18 protein-coding genes are annotated in these 14,545 nt (G+C 40.2%); 1 reads left to right on the forward strand and 17 read right to left on the reverse strand.

What is annotated here, in order from left to right:
* Positions 1–2: 2 nt before the first annotated feature.
* From F909_RS12340 to F909_RS12275, 15 genes are all read right to left on the reverse strand, one after another.
* Positions 3–2,540 (reverse strand): phage tail tape measure protein, encoded by a 2,538-nt coding sequence (locus tag F909_RS12340; RefSeq protein WP_005149783.1) that lies wholly within the window; start codon positions 2,538–2,540, stop codon positions 3–5.
* Positions 2,541–2,557: 17 nt separating this feature from the next.
* Complete coding sequence (locus F909_RS20785; protein ID WP_322782743.1) at positions 2,558–2,731, reverse strand: GpE family phage tail protein; 174 nt, start codon at positions 2,729–2,731, stop codon at positions 2,558–2,560.
* On the reverse strand, positions 2,683–3,012 hold the full coding sequence (locus F909_RS12335; RefSeq protein ID WP_005149791.1) for a phage tail assembly protein: 330 nt from the start codon (positions 3,010–3,012) through the stop codon (positions 2,683–2,685). Before F909_RS12335 ends, F909_RS20785 begins: the two co-directional genes overlap by 49 nt.
* A 52-nt stretch (positions 3,013–3,064) precedes the next feature.
* Positions 3,065–3,571 (reverse strand): phage major tail tube protein, encoded by a 507-nt coding sequence (locus F909_RS12330; RefSeq protein WP_005149792.1) that lies wholly within the window; start codon positions 3,569–3,571, stop codon positions 3,065–3,067.
* A gap of 10 nt (positions 3,572–3,581) precedes the next feature.
* Entirely contained in the window at positions 3,582–4,214 is a 633-nt protein-coding gene (locus F909_RS12325) for a phage tail sheath subtilisin-like domain-containing protein (RefSeq protein WP_005149794.1), read from the reverse strand.
* Between the two features lie 116 nt (positions 4,215–4,330).
* Positions 4,331–5,566, reverse strand: coding sequence for a hypothetical protein (locus tag F909_RS12320; RefSeq protein WP_005149796.1), 1,236 nt, complete (start codon positions 5,564–5,566; stop codon positions 4,331–4,333).
* Between the two features lie 35 nt (positions 5,567–5,601).
* Complete coding sequence (locus F909_RS12315; RefSeq protein ID WP_005149798.1) at positions 5,602–6,222, reverse strand: phage tail sheath protein; 621 nt, start codon at positions 6,220–6,222, stop codon at positions 5,602–5,604.
* 99 nt (positions 6,223–6,321) lie between these two features.
* Complete coding sequence (locus tag F909_RS12310; protein WP_005149802.1) at positions 6,322–7,455, reverse strand: hypothetical protein; 1,134 nt, start codon at positions 7,453–7,455, stop codon at positions 6,322–6,324.
* Positions 7,452–7,718: a hypothetical protein gene (locus F909_RS12305; protein ID WP_228129395.1), complete on the reverse strand. Its 267-nt coding sequence runs from the start codon at positions 7,716–7,718 to the stop codon at positions 7,452–7,454. The genes F909_RS12310 and F909_RS12305 overlap by 4 nt, the downstream gene beginning before the upstream one ends.
* A 65-nt stretch (positions 7,719–7,783) precedes the next feature.
* A complete protein-coding gene (locus tag F909_RS12300) occupies positions 7,784–8,170 on the reverse strand; it encodes a hypothetical protein (protein WP_005149815.1) in 387 nt (128 codons plus the stop codon).
* A complete protein-coding gene (locus tag F909_RS12295) occupies positions 8,167–9,105 on the reverse strand; it encodes a phage tail protein (protein WP_005149816.1) in 939 nt (312 codons plus the stop codon). Before F909_RS12295 ends, F909_RS12300 begins: the two co-directional genes overlap by 4 nt.
* Positions 9,106–9,114: 9 nt before the next feature.
* Positions 9,115–9,636 carry a phage tail protein I gene (locus F909_RS12290; RefSeq protein ID WP_005149818.1) on the reverse strand — a complete coding sequence of 174 codons (522 nt, stop codon included), beginning with the start codon at positions 9,634–9,636 and terminating at the stop codon, positions 9,115–9,117.
* Positions 9,629–10,525, reverse strand: coding sequence for a baseplate assembly protein (locus F909_RS12285; protein WP_005149820.1), 897 nt, complete (start codon positions 10,523–10,525; stop codon positions 9,629–9,631). Before F909_RS12285 ends, F909_RS12290 begins: the two co-directional genes overlap by 8 nt.
* Positions 10,522–10,893, reverse strand: a complete 372-nt coding sequence (locus tag F909_RS12280) for a GPW/gp25 family protein (RefSeq protein ID WP_005149821.1) — start codon at positions 10,891–10,893, stop codon at positions 10,522–10,524. The genes F909_RS12285 and F909_RS12280 overlap by 4 nt, the downstream gene beginning before the upstream one ends.
* 3 nt (positions 10,894–10,896) lie before the next feature.
* Entirely contained in the window at positions 10,897–11,421 is a 525-nt protein-coding gene (locus F909_RS12275; RefSeq protein ID WP_032877835.1) for a phage baseplate assembly protein V, read from the reverse strand.
* Between the two features lie 309 nt (positions 11,422–11,730).
* Here F909_RS12275 and F909_RS12270 point away from each other — a divergent pair, with 309 nt between their 5' ends.
* Positions 11,731–13,737 carry a hypothetical protein gene (locus tag F909_RS12270; protein ID WP_050559989.1) on the forward strand — a complete coding sequence of 669 codons (2,007 nt, stop codon included), beginning with the start codon at positions 11,731–11,733 and terminating at the stop codon, positions 13,735–13,737.
* On the opposite strand, the gene F909_RS12265 is transcribed toward F909_RS12270, so the two are convergent.
* Together F909_RS12265 and F909_RS12260 are read right to left on the reverse strand one after the other, a co-directional pair.
* The gene (locus F909_RS12265) at positions 13,703–14,152 is read right to left on the reverse strand and encodes a phage virion morphogenesis protein (protein ID WP_005149827.1); all 450 of its coding nucleotides are present in this window, start codon (positions 14,150–14,152) and stop codon (positions 13,703–13,705) included. The two genes, F909_RS12270 and F909_RS12265, sit on opposite strands and share 35 nt — an antisense overlap.
* Positions 14,152–14,544, reverse strand: coding sequence for a phage tail protein (locus tag F909_RS12260; protein WP_005149841.1), 393 nt, complete (start codon positions 14,542–14,544; stop codon positions 14,152–14,154). The genes F909_RS12265 and F909_RS12260 overlap by 1 nt, the downstream gene beginning before the upstream one ends.
* Position 14,545: the final 1 nt, after the last annotated feature.

Consider the following 14,545-nt stretch of genomic DNA (forward strand, 5'->3'; position numbering starts at 1 on the left):
GTTTAATCCCTGTCGTTGTAGGTACGTTGCTGTTGAGCTGAGATCGCGCTTTGATGCTGTCGAAGTTTCTGATCAACTAACATCGCAACTTGGTTTGGATCACTTACACCTGTGATGCTGATTTGTGCGCCCATAAAATGATTTGTTGTTGGAGCTGTTCGGCTCGGGAATGGGATCGCTTTGGTTGGTGTTACTGTTTTAGTGGGAGTTGTGACCGTTGGAGCTGCAAAGGTTGGCACCTGCGGGATTTTTGGAATATTGATACTCGGGATTTTATTTAGTCCACTGATCAAAATATTCACCGCATCGATTACCAGCCTTAAAGGTGTCAACAAAAAGTTTATAAATGCTGTGCCTGCTTCTTTGACATAAGTTTTTAATGCATTGAATGCTGCGCTTGCTCGTTCTGGAATAAGAGATAACCACCCGAAAAATTCTCCGATCGCTGTGCCGACATTGACCAAGATGGTCATGGCGAGTTTTACAAAGATTAAAATCATTTCTCCGATGACCCCAATAACACTCCCGAATATTTGGCCAAGTGATGAGCCATAAGATGTGGCGTTGGCTAGTTCCTGGTTAGTTGCCTGAAATGGTCCAAGGGCTTCAGCAATTACACCTTTAAAAATAGTCCAGATAGCAACTAAACCTTCCCATAGTGGTTTTAGGGGGGCGAGAACGGTTTGTAAGGCAGTAAACATGCTCCTGATTGAATCTTTAAACGGAGCTAGGCCAATCATAAGCCCTGACCAGAAACCTTGGAAAAACGCCTTTATAGGACCCCAATAGCGATAGATTACAAAGGCAACCGCCATAATCCCCGTGATGATCCATGTAAGAGGGTTGGTCATTGCAGCTATGGCCAATGCTCGCAAGCCTGTAATTACTAGAGGGATAGCCTGACGTGCCAAGAAAGTAAATGCACGGCTGAGTAACTGGAGCGTTTTAGTAATAACAGTAAATCGACTCGGTAGACCTATGCCAAACTTGTTGGCGATCTTGTGGGCTATCCACATGACAATCGCGAACTTGGTAATGCCTGCGATGATGCTGACAATGCTACCCAAGAACAGATTTGCAGTGTATTTTGCACCAAGTAAACCGACCTTTAGCATGAGCAGCTTGATTGCAATATTGGCTAGTGTTCTCACCAGTTCGGGATTGGCTTCGACCCATGCTTTTATCCGTCCGATAATTTCAGAGACCTGTTGGATAAAGGCGCGAAGATCATTCCCAAGAACTTTTTGAATAGCGATGCTGAGATCCTGCCATTCACCCCCCATATTTTCGATATCACCAGCGAGGTTGTCTTTTAAAATTGCCGCTGCTTGAGCTGCTGCACCTTTTGAGTTTTCTAGTTCATCGGTGAGCTGCTTGATCTTATTGACAACTTTCCCTGTTTTCTCGTCAACGACACCCGTCTGATCTACAAGCACAGCCATTGCTGAAGCTGCTTCGGTACCAGAAATATCGGACAGCAATGCCAGGCGTTCTTCTGATCCCATTTTACTGGTGGTTATCCGAAGATCATTCATAACATCGGATAGATCTCGCAAGTTACCTTTTGCGTCCGCAGTTTTGACACCTAAATCATCTAAGGCTTTTTGAGCTGCTTTAGGTGGTGCAGCTAGGCGAAGCATAATGCCACGTAAGGCTGTACCTGCTTGGGTATCGAGAATGTTGTTATTACCAAGTAAACCCGTCATAGCTGTGACTTGTTCGATGGATGCCCCGTACTGCTTGGCCACGGGTGCAACATATTTCATTGTTTCACCTAAGCCCCCCACACTGGTGGCCGTGGCATTGGTTGCTTGTACAAATACGTCATTTACTCGGTTGATTTCTTTGGCTGCTAAACCGAAACCATTTAAGGTACCAACCGCAATTTGTGCAGCTTGTTCGAGTTCTACTTTGCCTGCTTCAGCTAATTGAAGGGTTCCACCTAACGCCTGGCGAATCTGATCCACATTGAAACCACCAGAACCCAAGGCAAATTGTGCTTGTGCTGCTTCAGTTGGACTGAATGATGATGCAGCTCCCCACTTACGGGCATCAGCTTCGAGCTGCTTCATTGCTGCGCTGGCTTTATCTAAATCTAGAACGGCTTGAACCCCACTGACTTGTTTTTCAAAGTCGATGGCTGGTTTAAAAAATTGGTAAATACCTGCGCCTGCTACAGCTCCCCCAATCGCAATACTTTTGAATTCCTGGCGCATGTTTTGGCGACTTTGAGCCAGTTTGGTATTCCATTGGTCTGTTTTATGGAGCAGGTTCGATAATGCTCTATCAACATGGCCGTACTCGGTGACGAGAACACGAGTAGCAGAACGGGCAGCGTTGGTATTTTTCTCTGTTTGTTTTAATGATTGGTTATAACGCTGGCCATCCGATCCGTTTAATGTCTGGTTGAGCTGTTTGATACTTTGATTTAAATCGGTAATGGAGTCTGAGCTTGATTCACTATAGTTCTGGATCGCTTTAAGCGGCTTTGATGCTTCATCAATGATCGTTAAAATTGCACTTAAAGTTAAATTGCTCATTCGCCATTACCTATTTTTTACTTTTCTACTTCACTTCGAGCCCTTGCACGTTCGTTCCATTGCATCAGCTCATCGATTTCAAATTCCTCACAATCTTTAGGTGTCCAGTGGAAAATCACCGCTAGATTTGCAATGACTTCATCTACACTGCTTGGGATTTCGCCTTTGCAGTCACCAAAAAACTGGTTAATTCCACTGCTAAACCTGTGTAATCACCTACATCCATTGCATTTAAATCATTCAAGCTAAGTGTTGGCGTAGTGATACGTGTAAGCAGTGTATTGGTAGCTTCGATTTGCCACTTCAGCACGTCTTGCAGACTTAAATTGCGAAGGGTTCCGACGTTTGGTTTACGTAAAGTAATCTGTGTAATGGATTCAGATCCGCGAATGATCGGAGTCTCTAAGTCAACAATACGGACGTTTGGATCGATGATGGTTTCTGCGTTTTGCTCTTGCTTTGCTGAAGTCATGAAAATTTCCTGTTATGAATTTTTAGGGGGGGAAGGGGGGGGGAAACCCGGTTTATAAACCGAGTAACTCTCGAATTGCCTGGGCGACGTCGGTGTCGCCAAAACGTTCAATGCCATTCACCAGATCAAGTTCAACTTGGACTAATCCATCCACCTCAATGCGTAAATAGGTGTAGTTATAAGTCATAGTGATTTCTGTACGCTCACCGTTTTTACTTGATCCAGGATCTAGTTCTAGGGCTTGGCCACGCATATAAATTTCGACATTTTGTGTGGTGCAGTTATCCTGGCGTTCATAAATACCGACATAGCGAACGGGTAGATCTGAAGTACCGCAAACACCTAGTTGGCGATATTGTTTAACGTCAAAACCTGCATAAGTGACTTCACCTTCAAGCTTTTCATATCCCATGGCCAGAGCAATATCACCAATCATGCCGGCACCGCGATAGTCTTCCGTTTTCTTGGTAATTTTTGGAATATTGAAAGTTTCGGCTACGCCAGCCCATGAATGGGTATCAACAAAAACATTAAAGTTTTTAAGTGTACGTGGAAGCATTTGGAACTCCTTATTCCGTTGTAGAACCGCCACCAAGCAACTTGCTGAAATCTACTAAATAGCGATCAGTAATGCGTTGGTTTACGCCTAGGTTTTCAAGGGTTGGGACAGGGGTATAGTCGTAGTCGACCCAGAGTTGCCCTTGTTGTAAGTTCTGGATCGAGTTTTCGGCTGCGTCATACCAAACTGAGGCACCAAGCAAATGACGTGCTGTAACGTGTTCCTGTAGCTCAGCGTTGATCGAATCGATGATGTCTTTGGCAAGATATGGGGTCAGTGGTTGGTCCACGAATGGAAAACAGCCATTAATGATGGTGTCTAAAATAAATTGTGCGGTACGTGTGGCCACTTCAAAACTGAAGCGAGGATCATCAGAACAATTGCGGTTTCCCCAAAAACGAAAACCTTGATGCTGGATCATGCTGGTAATGTCGTGCTGATTTAAGTAACCGACGTCTGTGTCTGGATCTTCAAGATCCCATGTCATTGGTTGGCTGATTCCTGTTGGACCAGTCACTGGAATATTTGACAGTGATTTATGCCAGCCGACCTTTTTGTCGGTTTCGGCTCGCAAAGCTGCAGCTGCGACGACAGCAGTGAAACTGCCATGTCCATACAGTTCGGATAAGTTGGTTTGAGGCATGAAATTTCCCATTTCATTGGTTGATGGGTCAATCATGCGGTGAATGGTCAGGCTTCGCTATTTGTGCAATCCTGATTAAAAGCTAATCGGGTTTTGTTGGTTTTTTTAGCAGTAAATTAAGGGACGACGTATTCAATTATGTCGATTAAATTTGGGTCACTCCACTGGGAAAATACCTTGATAGAAGCGATATAAATCCTCTGGCCAGAATTTGCCTCAATAGAAAAGTCGCCACTAGAAAAGCCGTCTAACGTTGCTTTGAATTGAGCAACTTCAAAAACATCTAAAGTATTAAATGGCAAACCAATACTGTAATAAATGTCCTGTTTAACATAGTTGCCGCCTCTTGCATTGGCGTTAAAAGTTTTTGGACCAGTCACAGTCAATTCAGGGGGAACAAGATGATCAGATGATGATTTAACGTCGATCAGGACTTCCTTCCGTTCATTTGTAAGGCTGTCGACTGCTTGAACTGTATAGACACCAACTCTTTTAAAGGTCTGAACTCTGAAATTAAAGTTTCCATTATTATCTGTATTAATTATTACCCCATCGTAAACAAAGTCCACCATTAACAGATGTAGACTTATTTCTCGATTTGGGTGAAATGTTGATCCAGTAATAACAACATCCCCATTCACTTCATCAAAAGTCGTATTTAACTGTGAAATCTGATTAATTTTGGGGGTCAACCAGAAAGTGGCGACTTTACCAATTTGGCTGAAACTTTTATTACCATTTTCAATCTCGACATCCTGATTGATTAATGTCCCTGTTGTCATTGTGGTCATTTTTACCAAAATGTTACTTGAGGCTTTTGTTTCAAAAGTGAAAGCGTAATTCGCATCGTCCGAAATAGCATCCGTAATTTGCGCGTAATTAAAGAAATTGACATTAAACCATTCAAGGAATGCCCAGTCATTACCTGGAGACCACTCATATAAAGCAGATATAGAGCCGATTTCAACTTGTACATTCCCACGCAAAAAATGCTGGTCATAAAGCCGAATTGTTGAGGTGGCTTGTTCACTACCATTTTGACTGGCCGCTGATAAACATACACCTATATGCATAGGGGTATTGTCCAGCTCAGTAACCGTGGGGTTATCGTATGCAAGGAGAATGATATCTGAGTTATTGCTGACGAGTTCAATACGGTGATTAAGTTCATCGTTGTTTGTCCACTGCATGACACCCTGACCGACTTGGAATCCTGCAGGGACAGGGAATGGGAAATTTTCTTCTAAAACTTGCTCACTTAACCAAGTTAAAGGTGGTTTATCATTTTGATTTACACCATCTACGAATAAGGTGAGGTCAGCAGGCGGTGTGGTCCCTTCTCGGATTGCCATTACCCACTTAAAGGATTTTGTCGCCCCCTCACAACTTAGTGTTGAGGGGGTTGGATCTCCCCCAAAAAAACACTCCCTGAGGTCCATTCAGGCCAGATCAGTTCAATCTCACGATGGGCAAGCTGATCGCGATATAAAACAACTTCTTCAGCTGTTGCAAGAATTCCACCAGTAGCATCGCGAGGGTTAGCGTAGCAATAAGCACGTAATTTTTTACATACAGCAGCAAGGGCCTCGACTACGTCCGGCGTTTCTACATCAGGCGCAATAATAATTTTGGGACTAATCCCGAGGATTGATTTTGCAGTCAAGAAGGCTTCAATGCCCGTTCGTTGACCGAATTCGTTAACGCCACCAGTCACATTATTTACATCGAAAACCTCACCAAACGGGGAAGGGATTCGGATCACGATAAGAGTGGGGTTGGTGATTTTAGAAATGATCTCAAGGTTTTTGCGTAAATTGCCTGTTAGACCTGCTGCAGGTAATACACGATTGATTGATGAAACTCGAACAGGGACATTTTCTGGGAAAACGATAGGATCTGCATCCTCTGCAAAACAGATCATTCCAATGGTGTTGGTTGCAGCATCTTGCATCGGAATGATGCCAGATTGGACCTCACGTCCAGAAATGCCGTGGTGTTGGTTTGCCATTTAAAAAATCTCCAAAAGATAGGGTGGCTTTTGGAGATTCTGAGGTTTGAAGTTTGAGTATGCGAATGATTGAATCCTGATTAAAAACTAATCGGGAAATTATTTAACAACAAGTTCGCCAAGGCATGTTGGGTTGATAAACACATATTTGTCCGAAAAGGACGAAGCGATAGTAATTGATAATCCATAAAATATAGATTGCGCACCATAAAATTGATGGTGAATGAGTGGACCACCTGTTGATTGCTGTACACCCAAAAACGAAAATGGTATCGAATTACCCGAAGTCGGTGTCAGTGGTGCAATTAAGTACCAGTTTGGGTTTGCAAGCGTTACCCATGGTACGGCAGGCGAGATAGAACCATTTATATGTCCTCGAATCCATAACATACCGTTGATTTTTGCAAACTCGATTTGCGTCCATTCCTTATCAATATCGCGATGAATAGATCCAATTGTTTTGGCGTTAAACCAAGTGACACTTGAAGGAGACACGTCAAACTGTGCCTGTAATTTTCCTAAAGATTTCTCTATCGAATCGCCATTTTTTATTTTTGAAGAATCTGTAAAAACAAGATTTTGCAGAAGTGTATTTCTGACATTGATTGGGAAATCTGTAATAAATTTTGTGATCTGTCCTTGTAGTTTACCAACAGCAACCCCTATTTTATCAGCTGCGGTAACTGCAGTTGAAATAGATGCGTCGAATCCATTCAATACAACGTCTAAGACCCTTTGAGCCTTAAAATATAAATTTAAATTTCCTTCTGGAACTTCATCGGTATTTGAACCAATGTTAATACCAGAAATATTCCATACTCCTGCAGTTCCACTCCAGATAGCAGATAAGCGTCCAAAGTTTTGCGACTCTTTGATGTGGGCGTAATCGCCATCTTTACCAATAGGAATATTGGCTATTAGATCTGCATAGCTGTCATGAACACCACGGAAATGTTGCTCATAATCAACCTTGTCAAGTTTTGCACTCGAAAGAGATTCGATTGAAAGCAGCAATTCTTGTTTGACTTGTTCAGCTGCTCCGATGGGATCGGCTTGTACATCATCAGCGGATAATTGAATTGCTCCGGTTTTACCTTGTACCGATGTGACTTGGGGTACTAAAGCTGTGAATAGACCTATGGGCACATCGAAAATGAATTCAGGTTGATCATAAAGTTGATCGATAGGAATGGGAGAATTCGACCAATGCATTTCCAAAACGATGTCGATCATTTGGTAATACTCTTATCAATGGTAAATGAATAATTACCAGAGTTGCGTTTCTGGTCGCCAATTTTTAGCAGTACATCACCAGTCGCGGTACCGGCTTTCCATGTAGAAGTAATTGTCTGATCAACTTTAATTAATACTCCACCTTTCGCTGTCACTTGATCACAGATTTCGATTTCACAATTCGCAATTACTTCCCCATGGCCATTCACGATCGTTGAAGAAAATTCCATTTCAGGGGTAACTTCAATAACCGCCCTGGTCATAAGATCACGAACGATGAAAAGTAGGCAAAAGGGGTTGCCTATCTTAATAAGATATTCATTTTTCCTCATAGTTTTACCCCATAATCCCAAAGTTCATTTATACGAGTTTCATCAAGCTGGAGAAGGTTGGCCATCTTCAAAAATGATTCGCTGGAGCGATCAAAAATTTGGCTCTCGTTGAACTCGATTTCTAATAGTTTGCGCTGCTTTGGATCTTCAATTGCTGCAATTGCTATTTTGAGCGCATCATCGAGATCATATTCAACAAGGGTCAGCATGAATTGGCGACGATTAAGTGGCGGCATTCTGTTTTTATGAGTATCTATAAAGTGACGATCAACTTCAGATTTGGTCATCTTCTTCATATCTTTCGTAATAAAACTGTTTTGCGAGCCATCTTTAGGAAAAGCATGAACTTTACCTGTGACATTGTTTTTAAAGTAATTCATCATCTAATTTCGCCCCAATACATAAAGCCATTATCACCAATTAATTCATACGTCCCAAAGGGTGGAACCCTGACTATTAGCATCGTTACGATGTATCCACCATTACCCACATCACAGAAAGTCATTGCTTCGACTTCACCATTTACAAGAAGTTTTGCCGGTCCTTGCGTATGATAAATTCTCGCAGCAATCTGAATTTCAATAATTCGGTTCGTTGGATTCGTATATACGGTTCCCCCAGTGCGAATGCCACCAACGTCATATCTAAGTTGATTCACACCGACTGGAATATGAACAGGCGCATTTTCAAGTTCAAAAATACGATCTGAAAGTAGTTTATCAACATCAAAACGGACTTGATTTGCTTGATCAATTTTGTCATTGAGTAGGTTGTCACTATAGATTCGTGAATCACGCTCTATATTTTGTTGTTGCTGAAGATCGTTTATGGCCTGTTCAAAAACTGGAATGCGTACTAAGTTATCTAATACCCATTTTTTATTTGCAATAACGACAGTTGGATCTATCTCGATCAAAGCTTCTTTGCCTGATACTGAAGTGATATCGATCACAAGGGTTAAATCACCGCCTGCACCTTCTGCAATAACGGGTTTGTACGCCCCATGATAATTACCAATATAAACAAGCTGCCCTGTGTCATCTTTGAGCCCGATTTCATGCAGGTTGAAACCGCCAATATTTGCGGGAACAGTTGCAATAACTGTGGTTACTGGTCCATTGATCGAAACAGATTGAACTGGAACAGTAGCTTTTTGATTGACTAAAGCCACACGTTCTTTTTTTTCGACTGGATCATAAGGTACGCCATAGGCATCACCGAGTACCAATTCAGAAAGTAGAATCGAAGTAGTATTGTGCGCTTGTGCAACCTGTGCTGCGCCATAGTCGGTCAAGGTGAGATAATATCTAGCGGGCATGTATAAATCCTAAATCGTACTTAAATAAACGGTTTCGCCTGTGTGACAGGCTCCAGTTGTTTTGTCTTGGCCGCTACTCAATACTTTGGCCGCTATTGAGAAATGATCACGGGCGGACTTGGTTGCTTCGACTGCTGTCTGGATCTGCAATAATTGCTCGATTGAAATAATCATTTCATTGATGATCACCACGAAAGTAAAAGGCGGCTGTCGAGGCGTGAACTCATGCCATGCTTTTAATTGAAAGTTGGCCACGAATTTACTGAGTAGGTTTTCTATCGAAGATTGGGTCCCACGTTGGGCATTGAATTCCTTACTTTCAGCGATGGCCTGACGTTTCTCTGCTTCGGTCCACTCGGATCTCCAGTACTCGACTCGATGATCCCAAGCGAGCCATGCCAGTAATGGCACTGGACACTGATCGACTCGATGCAGTTCTACAAATGGAACTGGTAAATCACTGATTCGTTGGCCAAGCTGCTCGAAATTCTTTTCAAGCTTTGTGGCGTTCGGCGGGAGTAGGCTATACATCGCGGAACTCCGTAATCGTGATATTGATCCCCACATTCTTGGCATATCTACTTTTTGGAATGACGATATCGATTTGAGGATCTGTCAAAATTACATTCTGAACACCGCCCTGGTGTAATGCTTTAAATAATGCGCTGCGAGTAACGTCATAGCCTTGAGTGCTAACCATTGCGTTATATTCATTTACTGCATCTTGGGCAGCTTTAAGCACGACTTCAGCATCAGGACCCGGGAATAGAATCAAATTTGCATTTAATACCCATTCGTGGGGTGTAGATGCTTTAAAAAATACCAGATCAGTGAAAGGGCGACGTTTACCCGGTGTTAGTGTTTGATCTACTGCATCAAGTAAGGTTTGTGGTGCAACCTCATCGATATGGCTTTGAACCCATATTTCGACTTCGCCCGCAGCGGGACTCAAAACAGAAATATCTTTGACATGGCCATGAGCTGATAAACCCCAAAATTGATAGCATCCTTCGGAACCCGCAGACATGGACTCGGGTTGGAGTTGTGTACGTCTGCGCAAGTCCTCATCCAGTTCCATGACAGGATCAATAGGAGGGGTTGCCGTTGGATTACCCTCAATGATTGTTTTTCGATACACACCACGATTTGCAGCAAGGTGGTCGAGATCCGAACCTTTGGCATATGCAAGCATGAGTGCTTTTGCTTTTTCATTGATTCCACCCGTTTTTAAAAGCAACCGATATGCAAAGGTTTGTAAAACCTTGACCATGGGTTCACTTTCAAATTCCAAAGCCGGTGCAAGATCTGGATCACGGGCAATCAGTTCATTTTTACAAGCCAGCAATTCGGCTTCAAAGTCCAAAACCTCTAATACATTTGGGAACGGCAGGGCTGATAAATCTATGCGTGTTGAACTCATGCAGCGGCTCCAATATTAAAATTTTCACTAAAAGGTTTTTCACCAGTGGGCAGGATGCGTTTGCCTAAAATAAAGAAATCCCATTTACCTGGTGTATTTGCTGATTGATTCACTCGGATCTGACTGATTTTGATTCGAGGCTCAAAACGGATGAGTGAAGTCGCAGCGGTCGACATCAGCAATACTTGAGTTATTTCATTGCAGGGCTGATCGATGTAATGGGGAACTAATGAGCCATAATTCCGACGGCCTAAACGGGTACCAATTAAAGTACTTAAAATATCGTGTATGGATTGCTTCAAATGAGCGAAGTCTTGATCCTCGTCATCAGTAATGCTTAAACCAGTCAATCTGGACATGCCTTTCATTTGTTATTCTCCCGTAGGAAGTGCAGGACCAGACTCGTCCGTTCCACTGCGGACGAAACCATGAGGGTGTTTCACAAGGCTGCGTTTTGCAGCAATCACATCTACGTCCGAAGTAATTTCTTCATCTGAGTGAACTTTCCCCTTAAAAATTGTTTCGGGACAATCGAATACGCACTTGGAAAGCTTGAAAGTACCTTCACCGCTTGAGACATTTACAACAAAACTGTATTCGCCAAACTCGAAATACACTTCGTCAGGGTTAGTGGTAGGGGGTGGGTTTTCTTCGGAAAATAAACTGATTTGAGGAATGGCACTTGTCAGTTCACCGCCTTGGGCCATAACAGAAAATTGTTCACCCATGGAAGGGCATCGCCAGAATTTGACAACACCAGCGGCCAAGGTGGGAATGGGTATCCAGTCGGTTTCGTTCTCGTCAATTTTTAAGCGCATTTTCCCTACAGATGGATCGAGGGCGATGACCGTGCCGATCCCTGCCAAGTTTTGAAATTGCCTGATTAAATTGCTCATATTGAAACTAAAAAGCCCATGATGATTGAATCATGGGCTTTTTGAATTGGGGTTGCTATTTGGTCGATCCTGATTAAAACTTAATTTGGAATGTTATCTTAAGTAAATTTTTAAATTTAATATTTATAATAATAACTGTTAATAAAATTAAAATCTTTCCAGTAAAACGTTAGTTGTAATGAGTAAAGTTTAAATTTGATTTTTTATTTATTATATTGGAGTGATTGGTATTTGATAAAAGATTTATATCAGTTGATTTGCTAAATTATAAGTATAGTATGTAGTTTTAATTTTTAAATGGGGCAAGAAATGCAATTTTTAAAAGATTCATTTGCTGATAAAGTAAGACGTGGAAAAATAGCTTCACCATTAAAACCATCTTTTTCAATGGAGGCCTGGAGTGAAGCTGAAAAAATAACCGAATTTGACAACGAACTTTACTTAGCCGGTATGATGTTTAATTTGCAATTCACTGCTATGCGTTGTCATTTGGAAGAAATAAAAAATTACGATATTTCATTGTCAAATAAAGATTTTTTAAAAATTTTTTGTGGAATTTCTAATCGTAACTTAAAGATTTTAAATGACAAAGTGCGAGAAATGAATATAGGTGAAGAGAAAATTCTTTTAGATGTAAGTATGTTTAGTAAAAAACTAAATAATAACCCTATGGAAAATCCACTATCTCTTGAGGAAATTTCTACTGCGACTGTTGACGGTGTATTTTATAATATTTTGAGTCGCTTAGAAGAGTCAGAAAGTACAAGTAATGATTTGTATTCTGATGCACAGATAGCAAGACTGATCAATTCTGAAGCTTATATATCTCAGCTTTATAATACTTATGAAAATTATTGGAGCTCTATTCTATACGAGCAAATAAAGTTTACAGTAACAAATGGTAGAATTTTACTAGAGTCAAATCCAGAAATTATGATTCCGTATCAAATATCAAATGCAAGAAAAACAAAAAATCAAATTGAAGATACAATAATGTTGCATGATGCTATTGAGTATTTGCTTAGGAATAAAGATATTGTTGAGTATGATGGAGATATAATAAAAGTAAATAAATATTCAAAATTGAGTGAACGTAAAAAAAATCTAATTTCAGTAATGTGGTTAAGTTTTAATGACAAAATTATTGATTTTTTACCTAAAGATCTACCTGGAAAATCTTTTACACTTACAGATTTAATAAATTTGTTTATACAATTAGGCTCGTTGGGCTCTGATTTATTAACTTTAGTGCCGAATGATGATGAAGTAAAGGAAGAAGAATTTAGAAAATTTATAGATTTTAGTCCAATATTAAATATTAAGGCATTAGTATCTGTTTTAGTACCGGTATTAAATAAAGATGAAAAAATAGTTTTGGAAATGTTGGAGTTTTTGACATTTACGGGTAAAAATACTAAAGGTGCACCTAGACAAGATTTATGGAGAAAACCTTTAATAAGAGTTTCGGATGATGATTTTATTTGTATTTTAGAGGCTTTAACTCACCCTGTCGGTATAAGATGTGTTGAAGGATGGCTAATGGAATGTGGCGTAGTATTAAAAGATAAAGGATATGGCTATGAAGATTATGTGAAAAAAACTTTAAAGCAAGCTTTAGATTCAAATAAATTTATTAACAGTTATAGCTTTGCTGAAAAAGAAACTATTTCAGTCGGGAAAAGTAAAGAGGAAATAGATCTTCTTTTTATGGTTGATAATTTAATTGTTTTAGGGGAAGCAAAATGCGTAGTAGTAAGTGATAGTGCAACATCATATTGGCATTGTTTGGAAATTATCAAAAAAGCAAGTGAACAGTCTCAGAGAAAAATAGAATTTATAAAGAATAATCTTGAAAAAGTTTTTGATTTTTTAGGATGGGATTACGATGCAGACTCGAATTATATATTCCAACCAGTTGTTATTATGAGTAACTATATTGGTGTTGGTTATAGTTTCTTTGATGTTCCTGTCATCGATACAACTATCTTAAATAATTACTTTTATAAAAATATTTGTCCATTAATTTCTTTAGATTCAGAAGATCATCTAGTCTATTTAAAACTTTACAATTCTAATAAAGAATTAATTGATAACTTTTCAGAATACATAAATAGCCCTCCATCTCTAGAATCCTATAAATTATTCACAAGTGTTGTCGAGGCTATTCCTGTAATGAGTCCATATGAAAATTATGAACCAACTTGGCAATTTAAAAGAATTGGTATTAAAGAATATGAATTAGATACTCTATTGGAACATGATTTTAATTTTCCTCTTGTTATTACTGATAAGTTTTATGAGTTAGAAAGATTATAATTTGTGACTTAATCCATTCTTTATCATCTTTACTGAAGCCCGTTAACTCACGGATAGGGTAGCGGGTTGGCTTCGCACTCTTACTCGGCCTAATAGTTTTCCCCTTCTGGTGTACTGAGGCAACAAAACCAGTATGTCCACCGAATCCGATGGCAGCATGATTTTCTGAATATTCAGTTTTTAATTGTCTGCCAATTTTTTGGAACATGGCTGCGTTACGTTTAATCTTTCCAATTTGTTCCCGTTTCCTTGGAACGAATCGATTACCGTTTGGATCTCGCTGCTGTTTAATTCTGTCCCGAAAACGAATGCGTAATCCTTGTGATAATTTACGCATTAGTTCACGACGTTGGGCAGGTTCAAGTAATAAACCAATTTGATCAAGCCAATGATTTAAGCCCTCAATCGCATCCATCATTCACCTGCAGGGAAAAAACCGCCACGTTTTTCGCACCAAACAATAGGTGGACAAATGTGATAACTAGCTTGATCAAAAACAATTTTATCCCGCTGCGGGAAGTCTATCTCTAAGTCAAAAGTATCAGAATCAATAATTTCAGAGTTAAAAGATAACTGGATATCTTTCCCCGTTGAATCTAAATGTAAATTTTTAGACTCTAACCAGGTTCTAATCAACATTAGAACCTCGATAGGATCTCCCCGGTAATCTAGGATTAAAATGCGGACCGTATAATCCATATAACCATCTTTTTGAGTGCCATTAACAATCAAGGGATGGCATTTATCCGCTGACATCAAAGGCAAACGTTCAATTAAAAACGGTTTAAGTTGGACTAGGGCTTGCATG

The sequence above is a fragment of the Acinetobacter sp. ANC 3929 genome (assembly GCF_000369405.1).
Classification (GTDB): domain Bacteria; phylum Pseudomonadota; class Gammaproteobacteria; order Pseudomonadales; family Moraxellaceae; genus Acinetobacter.

Excerpts from the sequence above, each read along its gene's own strand:
- F909_RS12340 (WP_005149783.1), bottom strand. The coding sequence starts at position 2,540 with ATGAGCAATTTAACTTTAAGTGCAATTTTAACGATCATTGATGAAGCA.
- F909_RS12335 (WP_005149791.1), bottom strand. The coding sequence starts at position 3,012 with ATGACTTCAGCAAAGCAAGAGCAAAACGCAGAAACCATCATCGATCCA.
- F909_RS12330 (WP_005149792.1), bottom strand. The coding sequence starts at position 3,571 with ATGCTTCCACGTACACTTAAAAACTTTAATGTTTTTGTTGATACCCAT.
- F909_RS12325 (WP_005149794.1), bottom strand. The coding sequence starts at position 4,214 with ATGCCTCAAACCAACTTATCCGAACTGTATGGACATGGCAGTTTCACT.
- F909_RS12320 (WP_005149796.1), bottom strand. The coding sequence starts at position 5,566 with ATGGCAATCCGAGAAGGGACCACACCGCCTGCTGACCTCACCTTATTC.
- F909_RS12315 (WP_005149798.1), bottom strand. The coding sequence starts at position 6,222 with ATGGCAAACCAACACCACGGCATTTCTGGACGTGAGGTCCAATCTGGC.
- F909_RS12310 (WP_005149802.1), bottom strand. The coding sequence starts at position 7,455 with ATGATCGACATCGTTTTGGAAATGCATTGGTCGAATTCTCCCATTCCT.
- F909_RS12305 (WP_228129395.1), bottom strand. The coding sequence starts at position 7,718 with ATGACCAGGGCGGTTATTGAAGTTACCCCTGAAATGGAATTTTCTTCA.
- F909_RS12300 (WP_005149815.1), bottom strand. The coding sequence starts at position 8,170 with ATGATGAATTACTTTAAAAACAATGTCACAGGTAAAGTTCATGCTTTT.
- F909_RS12295 (WP_005149816.1), bottom strand. The coding sequence starts at position 9,105 with ATGCCCGCTAGATATTATCTCACCTTGACCGACTATGGCGCAGCACAG.
- F909_RS12290 (WP_005149818.1), bottom strand. The coding sequence starts at position 9,636 with ATGTATAGCCTACTCCCGCCGAACGCCACAAAGCTTGAAAAGAATTTC.
- F909_RS12285 (WP_005149820.1), bottom strand. The coding sequence starts at position 10,525 with ATGAGTTCAACACGCATAGATTTATCAGCCCTGCCGTTCCCAAATGTA.
- F909_RS12280 (WP_005149821.1), bottom strand. The coding sequence starts at position 10,893 with ATGAAAGGCATGTCCAGATTGACTGGTTTAAGCATTACTGATGACGAG.
- F909_RS12275 (WP_032877835.1), bottom strand. The coding sequence starts at position 11,421 with ATGAGCAATTTAATCAGGCAATTTCAAAACTTGGCAGGGATCGGCACG.
- F909_RS12270 (WP_050559989.1), top strand. The coding sequence starts at position 11,731 with ATGCAATTTTTAAAAGATTCATTTGCTGATAAAGTAAGACGTGGAAAA.
- F909_RS12265 (WP_005149827.1), bottom strand. The coding sequence starts at position 14,152 with ATGGATGCGATTGAGGGCTTAAATCATTGGCTTGATCAAATTGGTTTA.
- F909_RS12260 (WP_005149841.1), bottom strand. The coding sequence starts at position 14,544 with ATGCAAGCCCTAGTCCAACTTAAACCGTTTTTAATTGAACGTTTGCCT.